This is a genomic window from Streptococcus dysgalactiae subsp. dysgalactiae (assembly GCF_900459225.1).
Lineage (GTDB): Bacteria > Bacillota > Bacilli > Lactobacillales > Streptococcaceae > Streptococcus > Streptococcus dysgalactiae.
Window position 1 is genome coordinate 285,136 of record NZ_UHFH01000003.1, and the last position, 14,154, is coordinate 299,289.

Consider the following 14,154-nt stretch of genomic DNA (forward strand, 5'->3'; position numbering starts at 1 on the left):
GGATAAAAAGAAATGACAGATACAAACAATTCTCGTAGCCTTTATCAGGCGCTTTGGAACTCAGCGGATATCCTACGCAGCAAGATGGATGCCAGTGATTATAAGTCTTACCTTTTGGGTTTGATTTTCTACAAATATTTATCAGATAAGCTCTTACTGGCTGTCTGTGACAATCTGGATGAACCTTTTGTCTCATTCAGCCAAGCGCAAGCCCTTTATCAAGAAAACTTCTCAGATGAAGATGTCCATGATGATCTCGTGGAGGTTCTTATGGATGAGCTGGGCTATGTGATTGAGCCTGGTTTGACCTTTAGTTTTTTGGTGAGTGAGATTTACGAGGGGTGCTTCCAGTTAGAAGCCTTAGCACAGGCTTTTCGTGATATCGAGCAGTCCAATGAAGCTTTTGAAAACCTTTTTGAAGATATTGATCTTTATTCTAAAAAGTTAGGCGCAACACCGCAGAAACAAAACACAACCGTTTCTGATATCATGAAGGAACTGAATACGCTGGACTTAACGGTACATGCGGGCGATATTCTGGGCGATGCCTATGAGTACCTTATCGGACAATTTGCTTCTGATTCTGGGAAAAAAGCCGGTGAGTTTTACACCCCTCAAGCCGTCTCCCATCTTATGACGCAGATTGTCTTTGCAGGGCGTGAGGATAAAAAAGGGATGACACTTTATGACCCAACCATGGGGTCAGGGTCGCTTCTTTTGAATGCTAAACGATACAGCAATCAAGCTTCTACTGTGTCCTACTTTGGGCAAGAAGTGATTACGTCAACCTATAATCTAGCGCGTATGAACATGATGTTGCATGGTGTTCCGATTGAAAACCAGCACTTGCGAAATGGTGACACCTTGGATGCAGACTGGCCAACGACTGAGCCGACAGACTTTGATGGGGTGTTGATGAATCCGCCCTACTCCATGAAGTGGTCTGGGGCAGCTGGTTTCTTGCAAGATCCTCGTTTTTCAGCTTTTGGTGTTTTAGCACCCAAGTCAAAAGCTGACTTTGCCTTTTTATTACACGGCTATTATCATCTCAAGCACAGTGGCGTTATGGCTATCGTCCTGCCACATGGTGTGCTTTTCCGTGGCGCAGCTGAGAAAAAGATCCGTCAGCACTTGTTGGAAGAAGGGGCTATCGATACCGTGATTGGGCTCCCAAGCAACATTTTCTATAATACCTCTATTCCAACGACCATTATCATCCTTAAGAAAAATCGCACCAATAAGGATGTTTTCTTCATTGATGCGTCTAAGGAATTTATCAAAAATAAAAACCAGAACAATATGACGGACGCGCATATTGAGAAGATTCTCAAGACTTATGAGGCGCGTGAGGATGTGGATAAGTTTGCGCATTTGGCATCATTTGAGGAAATTGTGGAAAATGATTACAACCTTAATATTCCACGTTATGTTGACACGTTTGAAGAAGAACCTGTCGTGCCGTTGACAGAAATAGCGGCGCAACTTCAAGAAACAGAAAAGAGTATTGCTGAAACGACTGCTAGCTTAGAGGTTATGTTGGCGAACTTGGTTGGTACCACACCAGAAGCTCAAAAAGAGTTGGATGAGTTTAGAGGTAAATTAGGATAGCTTTCTATGATGTGAACTTGCTGACAGTAATGAGGTCTTTTGCTTAAGCCTGTTATAAAAGGTTAAAACTTCATCGCTCTAACCTTTCAGACTTGACAGAGAGTCCCTTTAGCATAACAATAGAAGATGAGAGAGTACGTTAGAATGGTTCTAGTGCTCTTTTTTCGTGTTTGATAGTGGTGTGGTTGCTAGTTGGGGTACTGTTTATTGGCGCAATCGTCAATAGGTTAAGATTAATGTGGAAGTAAGTTGGTTTCATAAAAGTAAGCGCTTACTATAAAATGGAGTTAGGTTAAGAAAAGGAGTAAGAATGAATCATCGTCAGATTGGTGTGCTAAGACTGTTGCTTCGCTCACAAGACTACCAAAGCGGTCAGGTTTTAGCAGATCGTTTTGAAGTGTCGGTAAAAACGATTTACAGTGATTTGCTGGTTTTGCAAGAGTTTTTGACGCCCTATGATCTTGTCTTGAAAAAAGTTCCTAGGCATGGGGTTTGCATTCTCGGGCCAGATAGTGTGAAGGAATCCCTTTGTCAGGCTTTGGACCATCAGGTTCAAGCGACGGATAAGGAGCATTCATTTTTGGAGCGTGAGGATGTTTACCTTAAATCTCTCTTTTTGCTTGGGCATTCCCTCTCGATTTTGGATCTTTCGTTGGACTTATTTGTCAGTGAGACCTCTATTCGACGTGACCTTGAAAAGCTTGATATGCAGCTAGCAGATTATAACTGTCAGTTGATTAGGCACAATGGTTTCGTTTCTTTGGAAGGTGATGAGTTAGCCTGCCGTCATTTTTTCCGTAATCGGCTCATTGAGAAATATGCAGAGCGGCTAAACAATCATCCATCTGACGGCGTGTTGGCTTTCTTTTTTGACCAAGAAAACGTTGAAGGCATCATCAAGGCAGTGCAGGAAGCATCTGATTTATATGCTTATACGATTTCAGAACAGTACCAGATTTACCTTATCTTGGACTTGTTAATTGCGACAAAAAGATGTCAGCAGGGCTATTTGTTAAGGCCTCAGCCCTTACCAATTGGTCAAGATATGGCCTTGTTTGGCGTTTACCCTTTTGCTGGTGATTTGCTCTGCTATTCCCTCAATCGACCTGTGGATACATTATTACCGGAAGAAGTAAAGCAACTATCTTTAACGATTTTATCGGTGGGTTATGAGAGTTTTCCTTCGGAAAATCAGCAGTTTGTGCAATTGACTAAGCAACTGATTGAAAGAGTGGGACAGTTATCTGGCCTTGATTTGAGTCATGATACAGATTTGGTCAAGATGATTAGCAACCATTTGAGACCCATGATTTACCGCTTGAAAAATGGGATTAATATTGCCAATCAAACCACAGAAGAGATTAAAAAACGTTACTCGATCTTATTTCATGTGGTTTGGCTAGCCTCGAAAGTGTTGTCTGATCAGTACCAGTTAGAATTGTTGGATGCTGAAATTGCCTTTTTAACCATTTATTTTGAGATAGCGGTTGAAAAGTTAGAAAAACCCCTGACGATTGTTATTGTGTGTCCTCATGGTTTGGCAACGTCAGAATTAATCATTAGTTCTTTGAGGCGATTGATTTCGCACTATGATCATCTGGTGACGGTCGATTTATCTGAATTGGACTCATCAGTGGCTAGGAAAGCGGATATCTTAATCAGCTCTATTCAGCTAAAAGAGTTTCCGCTGCCTTATGTCTTGGTTAGTCCTGTTCTAACTAATGACGAGTTGGATAATATCCAAAAGCTCTATTTGGATTTGACCAAGGGTAATCGTAAGGTACTATCTATTGTTCATGATGATTACGATGCCAAACAAGCCCTACTAAAGGATTTGATTCAACACGAGGTTTATTTACATCAATCGCTGACAAGCCAAGAAGACTGTTTACGTTTTTTAGCGCAGCATGCTTTTTCTGAAAATCGTGACAATCCTGCCTACCTCACGTCTATTCTCCAGAGAGAAAAGATGGGCAGCACCAGTATTTATACTGGAATTGCTCTGCCACATGCAAATCCAGAGATGGTGGGACGTTCGCAGCTCTCGTTGCTAACCTTGAAAGAGCCAGTGATTTGGGGCAAGAATCGTGTCAAGGTGGTCATGTTGATTTCCATTAAAGAAGGGGAAGAGGAATTGTATAAGGAGGCCCTAGTGCACCTTTATAGCAAAATTGATAATGAAGCCTTCATTGACAGTTTATCTCAAACGGCAGATGAAAAAGCATTTATCGAATTATTACTAAAGAAAGAAGAGGACTAAGATGCAAGAAGAAGTCATTTGTCTTCAAGTAGACAACATTAAGAGTGCTGAGCAAGTTCTAGATTATCTGAGCAATCAATTGGTCGCGACAGGAGCAGTCAAAGACAGTTATGTCAAAGCGGTGATAGATAGGGAAGCTATTTTCCCGACAGGCCTTCAGTTTGAGGGTTATGGGGTGGCTATTCCGCATACGGATAGTGAGCATGTGAATCATACCCAGCTGGCCCTCATGACTTTGACTGAGCCAGTAAGCTTTACTCAGATGGCTACTAATGACCAGCCTGTCTCTGTTCGCTTAATCATCATGTTAGCCATCAAAGACCCGCATGAGCAGGTCGATATGTTACAAAAGCTAATTGCGCTATTGCAAAATCCTGATGTGGTGCATGACCTATTCGCTTATGGACCAGATCAAAAAGAAAGTGTTTTACAGTTACTGTCACGTCATCATATCATATAGGAGGTTATTATGTTTGACTTGTTGCAACATTTTATTGACTTAGGCGCCATTGTGGTCTTGCCTATCTTGATTTTTATCTTCGGGATGCTTTTGGGGACCCCAGCACGCAAGGCGTTTAACGCTGGTTTAACCGTCGGGATTGGATTTGTTGGCTTGAATCTGGTTGTCGAGTTATTGTCGGGAAGTTTGGGAAAAGCAGCGCAAGCTATGGTAGAACATTTTGGCTTGCAATTAACCACACTAGATGTTGGCTGGCCAGCGGCGGCAGCTATTTCTTACGGAACTCTTCTAGGAAGCTTAGCTATTCCTATTGGAATTGCCATCAATATCTTCTTGCTGTTCATCGGGTGGACGAAAACGTTAATGGTTGACATGTGGAATTTTTGGCACGCAGCCTTTGTGGCTTCGCTTGTTTACGCGGTGACACAACATTTTGCCCTAGGGCAAAATGCTATGTTGGCCTACCAAGTGATGATTTATCTGCTGGCAGACATTATTGCACCAGCGATTAAGAGATTCTATGGTTTTCCTAACATCACGTTTCCTCATGGAACGTCAGCACCAGGATTTTTAGTCGCTATTCCTTTAAATTGGCTTTTTGATCGCATTCCTGGTTTCAACAAGATTGAAGCGGATCCTGAAAGCATTCAAAAGAAATTTGGTATTTTTGGAGAAAGTACCGTTATGGGGCTAATCATTGGGATTGTTATCGGTATTTTAGCTGGCTATGATGTTCAAGGCATCTTGCAATTGGGGGTTAAGACAGCAGCAGTCATGCTTCTTATGCCGCGCATGGTTTCTATTTTAATGGAAGGTTTAGCTCCTATTTCGGAAGCGGCAAACAGTTTTGTGCAAAAACGCTTCCCAGGACGCGAGGTTAATATCGGTATGGATTCCGCTCTTTCAGTAGGGCATCCAGCTGTTTTATCAAGTTCTTTATTGCTTGTTCCTATTACGATTTTACTAGCTGTTATCTTACCAGGAAATACGACTTTGCCATTCGGAGACTTAGCGACCATTCCTTTTGTAGTGTGTCTGATGGCAGCTGTCTTTAGAGGAAATATTGTTCGGACGGTAATAGGCGGTGCGATTTACATGGTGTCAATCTTATACATCACCTCTTGGGCGGCCCCCCTTGTAACAGCTTCGGCTAAGGCTGCCAAATTTAATTTGGATGGTCATTCAAGTATCACAGCTATGGCAGAAGGTGGCCTATGGCCAACAGGCCTCTTCATCTTTGCAGCCAACCATCTCCCTTGGTTGGTGATTACGCTAGTCTTAGTCGTCTCATTAGCAGGCCTCTTCTATGTCAATAAAGGGTCAAATTCAAAAAGTGAGGTTATCAAATGAAAAAATTATTAGTCATGTGTGGTTCAGGAATTGCCACATCAACAGTTGTTATGGGAAAAGTCAAAGCTTGGGTTGCTGAGAATGGTCACACTGATAAAGTCCAACTGTTCCAATCAAAAATCGCCGAAGAAATCAATCATATTGATGATTATGACGTGGTTATTTCCACAACCGTTGTTCCAGATAGCGTGAAAGACAAGGTTATTATGGGGCTGCCTTTACTAACAGGTATTGGAACAGATCAGCTATGGGAAGAGGTCAAAAAAGAAATCGAGGCTTAGAATGAAAGCAGATATGTCTCAGGTATTGCAAACAGCAAAAGCATGTCATTATGCTGTGCCTGCTATGAACTATATTGATTTTGCTAGTGCCAAAGCCTATGCCAAGATCAGTGAGAAGCGCAAGCTCCCCTTGATTTTAGCTTTTGCCCAGTCTCACAGCCAGTGGTTACCCTTGGAAGAAGCAGCGCTCATTGGCTATTATTTCCAACAAACCTTATCAACTCCAGTGGTTCTTCATTTGGATCACGGACAAGATAGTGGTTTTATTAAAAAAGCCATTGACTTAGGGTTTAATTCGGTCATGATAGATGCTTCATTGGATAGCTTTGATGAGAATGTCAAAAAGACCAGAGAGATTGTTGATTATGCTAGAGCGCGTGGTGTTGCCGTTGAAGCAGAAATAGGCTTTGTTGGTGCCAATGCTAATCAGGAAAACCATCGGGTGACAGACTCGATTTATACCAGCTTAGAAGATGCCAAACTTTTTTACGAACAAACACTGGTTGATGCCTTGGCAATCTCAATCGGAACGGCACACGGTATTTATCGAGGACAACCCAAGCTCAACTTTGAGCGCTTGACAGAAATTGCAGCAGCTTTGCCCATTCCTTTAGTCTTACACGGTGGTTCATCATCAGGTGACGACAATTTAGCTAGATGTGCTCGAGAGGGTATCTCCAAAATTAATATTTTTTCAGATGTGATTGTAGCTGCCTACCAACATCGCCTTGACTCAAAGATTACTGATTATCCGAGTTTGATGTCTACCATGCAAGTTGCCATGGAAAAAGTTCTAGACCATTACTATGATGTTTTTGGAACAAGAAGGGGAGGCAGTCAATGAAGGCAAACCTTAATCGCCATTTCTTTGTTTTTAATCCCAAGTCTTACCTATGTGGGGAACAGCTTTACCAATTAGCAGAGTTGGCCGATAGCCTAGTTACTGATGATATCAGTATCTTTATGACAGCGCCTTACGCCGAATTAGCAGAGCTTAGCAAACGCACTAAGCATATCATTGTAACTGCTCAACACATGGATGGCATCTTGCCTGGCCGTGGTATGGGGAAGGTTTTGCCAGAATCTTTAGTGGTAAATGGTGTCAGAGCAGTTTTTTTAAACCATGCCGAAAATCCGATGACCTTGACAGAGTTAGTTCAAGCCCTTGAAAGGGCTAAGGCTTTGGAATTAATAACGATTGTTTGTGCAGATTCTGTTGCAGAAGCCAGAGCTATTGCCGTCTTAAACCCAAATATTATTTTATGCGAACCCACCGCGCTTATTGGCACTGGCCAAACCAGCGATTTATCCTATGTTCAAGAGACCAATGCTGCCGTTAAAGCCATCAATCCAGATATTTTGATGATGCAGGCTGCAGGAGTAAGTCAAGCCGATGATGTTTACCAAGTGATCAAGGCAGGTGCAGATGGCACAGGCTGTACTAGTGGTATCATGAAAGCAACATCACCAAAACAAATGTTTCAGGACATGATAGCAGCCTTACAAAAGGCTCTCTGAAAGGAGTTCCAATGATAGTTTATCAAAAAGAATTTTCAGTGGAGACAGTGGCTAATCGAGATAGTTATCATGACATCTCAGAAGTAGTCAGACAAGTTATTGCAGCTAGTTCTATTCAAACAGGAATTTGTGTGGTGGCTACCCCACATACGACTTGTTCGGTTTTCTTTGAAGAATACACTCATGATAAAGATGCTGAGGGAGATGACTTTCTCAATTTAGATTTATCAGAGCAATTAGAAAGAATTATTCCAAGACATCTTGCTAAAGAGTCTTACCATCATCCAGGGCCAGCTCACTACCAAGCTGTTTTAGCTTGGGAAAACCCTGAGGATTGGCTACCAAATGGTGATAAAACAGCTCTTTGGAATGCTGATGCCCACCTTAAAGCAACTTTATTAGGATCTAGTCAAACGATTGCTATTACCTCAGGCAAATGGAATGTGGGGAAAACGGGTTACCTTTACTTGGTTGATTTTGACAGAACAAGAGAGCGTAAGCGCCGCTATCACATCACGGTTATAGGGGACTAGAAGTACGAAATACATTATCTCAGAGTTAAAATGCTTAAGGCAGAACTGCCTTAAGCATTTTTTAGACCAGTAGAGTTTAAAGAGCGTGCTATAATAAATAGAAAAGAAGGGGAATAATAGGGAAGAAATCATGACAATTCTAGTAACCATAGATTCTTTGTAAAAGTTCCGCAACTTTAGAGGAACTCAATGTTATCGTCGCTCAAGCCCCATTCAACACGCGTGCCTAACAGAAAGGAGATAACATGTATCATTTAATTGCTTTTGATATGGATGGAACTCTATTAACAAGCGAACAAACAATCTCAACAGTCAGTCTAAAAGCTATTAACCAGGCTATCCAGGCAAAAAAACAAGTGGTGTTAGCTACCGGACGTCCGCTCTCAGAAATAAAACCCTACCGTCAAGACTTAGCTTCCTTACAATATGCTATTTTAGAAAGTGGAGCAGTGATTTATGATTTGCAAGAAGAAAGAATTATTCATCAGGCAAGTTTACCGCTAATTTTTTTGCAACAGCTACTCCAGAGTACAGAAGGATTAGATGTGATGGTAGTTGTGATGTCAGAAAGCCAAGGCTATATCCAAGAAAGTCACTTTCTTTCCATTGAAAACTATCATATGGATCAATATCAAAAGTTATATCAAGAAACTGCCGTTTTTGTAGAGGATATTCATTCACTCTTAGCTGACAAAAAAGAAAAAATTGAAAAGGTCAACCTTTATTTTAAAACAGTAAAGGCAAGAGACCACTATCTTGAAGCTATGGATTATCTCCAGGTGGCGGCGATTAAAGCAGAAAAAACCGGTATCGAAATCACAGCAAGGGGTGCCAATAAGGGTCGATCTTTAATATTTCTAGTAAACCACCTTCAGTTGAAAATCGAACAGACCATTGCAGTAGGAGATGGTGATAATGATTGTCAAATGATAGCCGAAGCAGGTTTAGGTATTGCGATGGGAAATGCAAACACAAGCATAAAAGCTTTAGCCAAAGCTGAAGTAGCCAGTAATGATAAGGATGGTTGTGCACAAGCCATCTATCAATTTTTATTAAAATAAATGCAATATTAAAACTGCGAAAAAGCTGTTGACATCAAGGGGTTAAATATCGTATACTAATAAAGCTGTCAGCTGATCAGGCGTTGGCGACTGAAATTATTCGGAAAAAAGAGTAAAAAAGCTGTTGACAAAGTTAGTAAAAGTTGATAGAATAAAATAGTTGTCTCGAAAGAGGACAAGACCTTTGAGAACTGAATAAGACGAACCAAATGTGAGGGTGATATGGAGACATATTACCCGTCAAAGAAACGAGAAATAAATCTGTCAGCGACAGAAAGAACGAGTAAGTTCAAACACATCTTAATGAGAGTTTGATCCTGGCTCAGGACGAACGCTGGCGGCGTGCCTAATACATGCAAGTAGAACGCTGAGGACTGGTGCTTGCACCGGTTCAAGGAGTTGCGAACGGGTGAGTAACGCGTAGGTAACCTACCTCATAGCGGGGGATAACTATTGGAAACGATAGCTAATACCGCATGACAATGGAGGACCCATGTCTTTCATTTAAAAGGTGCAACTGCATCACTATGAGATGGACCTGCGTTGTATTAGCTAGTTGGTGAGGTAACGGCTCACCAAGGCGACGATACATAGCCGACCTGAGAGGGTGAACGGCCACACTGGGACTGAGACACGGCCCAGACTCCTACGGGAGGCAGCAGTAGGGAATCTTCGGCAATGGACGGAAGTCTGACCGAGCAACGCCGCGTGAGTGAAGAAGGTTTTCGGATCGTAAAGCTCTGTTGTTAGAGAAGAATGATGGTGGGAGTGGAAAATCCACCATGTGACGGTAACTAACCAGAAAGGGACGGCTAACTACGTGCCAGCAGCCGCGGTAATACGTAGGTCCCGAGCGTTGTCCGGATTTATTGGGCGTAAAGCGAGCGCAGGCGGTTCTTTAAGTCTGAAGTTAAAGGCAGTGGCTCAACCACTGTACGCTTTGGAAACTGGAGAACTTGAGTGCAGAAGGGGAGAGTGGAATTCCATGTGTAGCGGTGAAATGCGTAGATATATGGAGGAACACCGGTGGCGAAAGCGGCTCTCTGGTCTGTAACTGACGCTGAGGCTCGAAAGCGTGGGGAGCAAACAGGATTAGATACCCTGGTAGTCCACGCCGTAAACGATGAGTGCTAGGTGTTAGGCCCTTTCCGGGGCTTAGTGCCGGAGCTAACGCATTAAGCACTCCGCCTGGGGAGTACGACCGCAAGGTTGAAACTCAAAGGAATTGACGGGGGCCCGCACAAGCGGTGGAGCATGTGGTTTAATTCGAAGCAACGCGAAGAACCTTACCAGGTCTTGACATCCTCCTGACCGGTCTAGAGATAGACTTTCCCTTCGGGGCAGGAGTGACAGGTGGTGCATGGTTGTCGTCAGCTCGTGTCGTGAGATGTTGGGTTAAGTCCCGCAACGAGCGCAACCCCTATTGTTAGTTGCCATCATTAAGTTGGGCACTCTAGCGAGACTGCCGGTAATAAACCGGAGGAAGGTGGGGATGACGTCAAATCATCATGCCCCTTATGACCTGGGCTACACACGTGCTACAATGGTTGGTACAACGAGTCGCAAGCCGGTGACGGCAAGCTAATCTCTTAAAGCCAATCTCAGTTCGGATTGTAGGCTGCAACTCGCCTACATGAAGTCGGAATCGCTAGTAATCGCGGATCAGCACGCCGCGGTGAATACGTTCCCGGGCCTTGTACACACCGCCCGTCACACCACGAGAGTTTGTAACACCCGAAGTCGGTGAGGTAACCTATTAGGAGCCAGCCGCCTAAGGTGGGATAGATGATTGGGGTGAAGTCGTAACAAGGTAGCCGTATCGGAAGGTGCGGCTGGATCACCTCCTTTCTAAGGAAATGGAACACGTTAGGGTCGTCTTATTTAGTTTTGAGAGGTCTTGTGGGGCCTTAGCTCAGCTGGGAGAGCGCCTGCTTTGCACGCAGGAGGTCAGCGGTTCGATCCCGCTAGGCTCCATTAGGATAGAGATATCCTAAAAACTGTCCATTGAAAATTGAATATCTATATCAAATTCCACGATCAAGAAATTGATTGTACGAATAGTAACAAGAAAATAAACCGAAAACGCTGTGAATAATCAAGAGTTTTTCTAGTTAAGATATACTAGTAAAAGATAAGGTTAAGTTAATAAGGGCGCACGGTGGATGCCTTGGCACTAGAAGCCGAAGAAGGACGTGACTAACGACGAAATGCTTTGGGGAGCTGTAAGTAAGCGCTGATCCAGAGATGTCCGAATGGGGGAACCCACTAGCTACTGGCTAGTATCCATAACTGTTAAGGTTATGAGAAGGAAGACGCAGTGAACTGAAACATCTAAGTAGCTGCAGGAAGAGAAAGCAAACGCGATTGCCTTAGTAGCGGCGAGCGAAACGGCAGGAGGGCAAACCGAGAAGTTTACTTCTCGGGGTTGTAGGACTGCGACATGGGACTTTAAAAGGATAGAAGAATTACCTGGGAAGGTAAGCCAAAGAGAGTAATAGCCTCGTATTTAAAATTCTTTTGAGCCCTAGCAGTATCCTGAGTACGGCGAGACACGCGAAATCTCGTCGGAATCTGGGAGGACCATCTCCCAACCCTAAATACTCTCTAGTGACCGATAGTGAACCAGTACCGTGAGGGAAAGGTGAAAAGCACCCCGGGAGGGGAGTGAAATAGAACCTGAAACCGTGTGCCTACAACAAGTTCGAGCCCGTTAATGGGTGAGAGCGTGCCTTTTGTAGAATGAACCGGCGAGTTACGATATGATGCGAGGTTAAGTTGAAGAGACGGAGCCGCAGGGAAACCGAGTCTTAATAGGGCGTTTTAGTATCATGTTGTAGACCCGAAACCATGTGACCTACCCATGAGCAGGTTGAAGGTGCGGTAAGACGCACTGGAGGACCGAACCAGGGCACGTTGAAAAGTGCTTGGATGACTTGTGGGTAGCGGAGAAATTCCAAACGAACTTGGAGATAGCTGGTTCTCTCCGAAATAGCTTTAGGGCTAGCGTCGATGTTAAGTCTCTTGGAGGTAGAGCACTGTTTGGGTGAGGGGTCCATCTCGGATTACCAATCTCAGATAAACTCCGAATGCCAACGAGATATAATCGGCAGTCAGACTGCGAGTGCTAAGATCCGTAGTCGAAAGGGAAACAGCCCAGACCACCAGCTAAGGTCCCAAAATATATGTTAAGTGGAAAAGGATGTGGGGTTGCACAGACAACTAGGATGTTAGCTTAGAAGCAGCTATTCATTCAAAGAGTGCGTAATAGCTCACTAGTCGAGTGACCCTGCGCCGAAAATGTACCGGGGCTAAAACATATTACCGAAGCTGTGGATGACACATTAGTGTCATGGTAGGAGAGCGTTCTATGTGTGAAGAAGGTGTACCGTGAGGAGCGCTGGAACGCATAGAAGTGAGAATGCCGGTATGAGTAGCGAAAGACAGGTGAGAATCCTGTCCACCGTAAGACTAAGGTTTCCAGGGGAAGGCTCGTCCGCCCTGGGTTAGTCGGGACCTAAGGAGAGACCGAAAGGTGTATCCGATGGCCAACAGGTTGATATTCCTGTACTAGAGTATAAAGTGATGGAGGGACGCAGTAGGCTAACTAAAGCAGGCGATTGGAAGAGCCTGTCTAAGCAGTGAGGTGTAAGATGAGTCAAATGCTTATCTTTATAACATTGAGCTGTGATGGGGAGCGAAGTTAAGTAGCGAAGTTAGTGACGTCACACTGCCAAGAAAAGCTTCTAGCGTTTAATTATACTCTACCCGTACCGCAAACCGACACAGGTAGTCGAGGCGAGTAGCCTCAGGTGATCGAGAGAACTCTCGTTAAGGAACTCGGCAAAATGACCCCGTAACTTCGGGAGAAGGGGTGCTGACTTAGGTCAGCCGCAGTGAATAGGCCCAAGCAACTGTTTATCAAAAACACAGCTCTCTGCTAAATCGTAAGATGATGTATAGGGGGTGACGCCTGCCCGGTGCTGGAAGGTTAAGAGGAGGGTTTAGCGTAAGCGAAGATCTGAATTGAAGCCCCAGTAAACGGCGGCCGTAACTATAACGGTCCTAAGGTAGCGAAATTCCTTGTCGGGTAAGTTCCGACCCGCACGAAAGGCGTAATGATTTGGGCACTGTCTCAACGAGAGACTCGGTGAAATTTTAGTACCTGTGAAGATGCAGGTTACCCGCGACAGGACGGAAAGACCCCATGGAGCTTTACTGCAGTTTGATATTGAGTATCTGTACCACATGTACAGGATAGGTAGGAGCCATTGAAGTCGGGACGCCAGTTTCGACGGAGGCGTTGTTGGGATACTACCCTTGTGTTATGGCTACTCTAACCCAGATAGGTTATCCCTATCGGAGACAGTGTCTGACGGGCAGTTTGACTGGGGCGGTCGCCTCCTAAAAGGTAACGGAGGCGCCCAAAGGTTCCCTCAGATTGGTTGGAAATCAATCGCAGAGTGTAAAGGTATAAGGGAGCTTGACTGCGAGAGCTACAACTCGAGCAGGGACGAAAGTCGGGCTTAGTGATCCGGTGGTTCCGTATGGAAGGGCCATCGCTCAACGGATAAAAGCTACCCTGGGGATAACAGGCTTATCTCCCCCAAGAGTTCACATCGACGGGGAGGTTTGGCACCTCGATGTCGGCTCGTCGCATCCTGGGGCTGTAGTCGGTCCCAAGGGTTGGGCTGTTCGCCCATTAAAGCGGCACGCGAGCTGGGTTCAGAACGTCGTGAGACAGTTCGGTCCCTATCCGTCGCGGGCGTAGGAAATTTGAGAGGATCTGCTCCTAGTACGAGAGGACCAGAGTGGACTTACCGCTGGTGTACCAGTTGTCTTGCCAAAGGCATCGCTGGGTAGCTATGTAGGGAAGGGATAAGCGCTGAAAGCATCTAAGTGCGAAGCCCCCCTCAAGATGAGATTTCCCATGATTTTATATCAGTAAGAGCCCTGAGAGATGATCAGGTAGATAGGTTAGAAGTGGAAGTGTAGTGATACATGAAGCGGACTAATACTAATAGCTCGAGGACTTATCCGAAGAAAGAGATTGACAAGCGTAGAAGGTTCTTGTTAGAATATAGGT

The 14,154-nt window shown here is 44.3% G+C and carries 9 protein-coding genes, 1 tRNA gene and 2 rRNA genes; all 12 read left to right on the forward strand.

The annotated features are described in order from the left end of the window. The first annotated feature begins 12 nt into the window (after positions 1 to 12). Positions 13 to 1,608 carry a type I restriction-modification system subunit M gene (locus DYD17_RS01630; protein WP_115252585.1) on the forward strand — a complete coding sequence of 532 codons (1,596 nt, stop codon included), beginning with the start codon at positions 13 to 15 and terminating at the stop codon, positions 1,606 to 1,608. A gap of 310 nt (positions 1,609 to 1,918) precedes the next feature. Further along, complete coding sequence (locus DYD17_RS01635; protein WP_003049572.1) at positions 1,919 to 3,868, forward strand: BglG family transcription antiterminator; 1,950 nt, start codon at positions 1,919 to 1,921, stop codon at positions 3,866 to 3,868. A gap of 1 nt (position 3,869) precedes the next feature. Next, entirely contained in the window at positions 3,870 to 4,328 is a 459-nt protein-coding gene (locus tag DYD17_RS01640; RefSeq protein WP_003049573.1) for a PTS sugar transporter subunit IIA, read from the forward strand. A 9-nt stretch (positions 4,329 to 4,337) separates the two neighbouring features. Then, positions 4,338 to 5,678 carry a PTS galactitol transporter subunit IIC gene (locus tag DYD17_RS01645; protein WP_115252586.1) on the forward strand — a complete coding sequence of 447 codons (1,341 nt, stop codon included), beginning with the start codon at positions 4,338 to 4,340 and terminating at the stop codon, positions 5,676 to 5,678. Continuing rightward, positions 5,675 to 5,959: a PTS sugar transporter subunit IIB gene (locus DYD17_RS01650; RefSeq protein ID WP_003049575.1), complete on the forward strand. Its 285-nt coding sequence runs from the start codon at positions 5,675 to 5,677 to the stop codon at positions 5,957 to 5,959. The genes DYD17_RS01645 and DYD17_RS01650 overlap by 4 nt, the downstream gene beginning before the upstream one ends. A gap of 1 nt (position 5,960) precedes the next feature. After that, positions 5,961 to 6,803, forward strand: coding sequence for a class II fructose-bisphosphate aldolase (locus DYD17_RS01655; protein ID WP_003049576.1), 843 nt, complete (start codon positions 5,961 to 5,963; stop codon positions 6,801 to 6,803). Further along, a complete protein-coding gene (locus tag DYD17_RS01660; RefSeq protein ID WP_115252587.1) occupies positions 6,800 to 7,477 on the forward strand; it encodes a triose-phosphate isomerase in 678 nt (225 codons plus the stop codon). The genes DYD17_RS01655 and DYD17_RS01660 overlap by 4 nt, the downstream gene beginning before the upstream one ends. An 11-nt stretch (positions 7,478 to 7,488) precedes the next feature. After that, positions 7,489 to 8,010 (forward strand): YjbQ family protein, encoded by a 522-nt coding sequence (locus tag DYD17_RS01665; protein WP_115252588.1) that lies wholly within the window; start codon positions 7,489 to 7,491, stop codon positions 8,008 to 8,010. A 245-nt stretch (positions 8,011 to 8,255) separates the two neighbouring features. Continuing rightward, positions 8,256 to 9,071: a Cof-type HAD-IIB family hydrolase gene (locus DYD17_RS01670; protein ID WP_003049581.1), complete on the forward strand. Its 816-nt coding sequence runs from the start codon at positions 8,256 to 8,258 to the stop codon at positions 9,069 to 9,071. A gap of 299 nt (positions 9,072 to 9,370) precedes the next feature. Next, positions 9,371 to 10,919: ribosomal RNA gene (locus tag DYD17_RS01675) — 16S ribosomal RNA — on the forward strand. Between the two features lie 53 nt (positions 10,920 to 10,972). Further along, positions 10,973 to 11,045: transfer RNA gene (locus tag DYD17_RS01680), tRNA-Ala, on the forward strand. A 161-nt stretch (positions 11,046 to 11,206) separates the two neighbouring features. Then, positions 11,207 to 14,109, forward strand: a 23S ribosomal RNA gene (locus DYD17_RS01685). The 16S and 23S rRNA genes sit together here with 1 tRNA gene alongside, the layout of an rRNA operon. Positions 14,110 to 14,154 lie beyond the last annotated feature (45 nt).

What these genes read in the sequence shown, in the direction of transcription:
- DYD17_RS01630 (WP_115252585.1), top strand. Translation starts at nt 13, where the DNA reads ATGACAGATACAAACAATTCTCGTAGCCTTTATCAGGCGCTTTGGAAC.
- DYD17_RS01645 (WP_115252586.1), top strand. Translation starts at nt 4,338, where the DNA reads ATGTTTGACTTGTTGCAACATTTTATTGACTTAGGCGCCATTGTGGTC.
- DYD17_RS01650 (WP_003049575.1), top strand. Translation starts at nt 5,675, where the DNA reads ATGAAAAAATTATTAGTCATGTGTGGTTCAGGAATTGCCACATCAACA.
- DYD17_RS01635 (WP_003049572.1), top strand. Translation starts at nt 1,919, where the DNA reads ATGAATCATCGTCAGATTGGTGTGCTAAGACTGTTGCTTCGCTCACAA.
- DYD17_RS01660 (WP_115252587.1), top strand. Translation starts at nt 6,800, where the DNA reads ATGAAGGCAAACCTTAATCGCCATTTCTTTGTTTTTAATCCCAAGTCT.
- DYD17_RS01665 (WP_115252588.1), top strand. Translation starts at nt 7,489, where the DNA reads ATGATAGTTTATCAAAAAGAATTTTCAGTGGAGACAGTGGCTAATCGA.
- DYD17_RS01670 (WP_003049581.1), top strand. Translation starts at nt 8,256, where the DNA reads ATGTATCATTTAATTGCTTTTGATATGGATGGAACTCTATTAACAAGC.
- DYD17_RS01655 (WP_003049576.1), top strand. Translation starts at nt 5,961, where the DNA reads ATGAAAGCAGATATGTCTCAGGTATTGCAAACAGCAAAAGCATGTCAT.
- DYD17_RS01640 (WP_003049573.1), top strand. Translation starts at nt 3,870, where the DNA reads ATGCAAGAAGAAGTCATTTGTCTTCAAGTAGACAACATTAAGAGTGCT.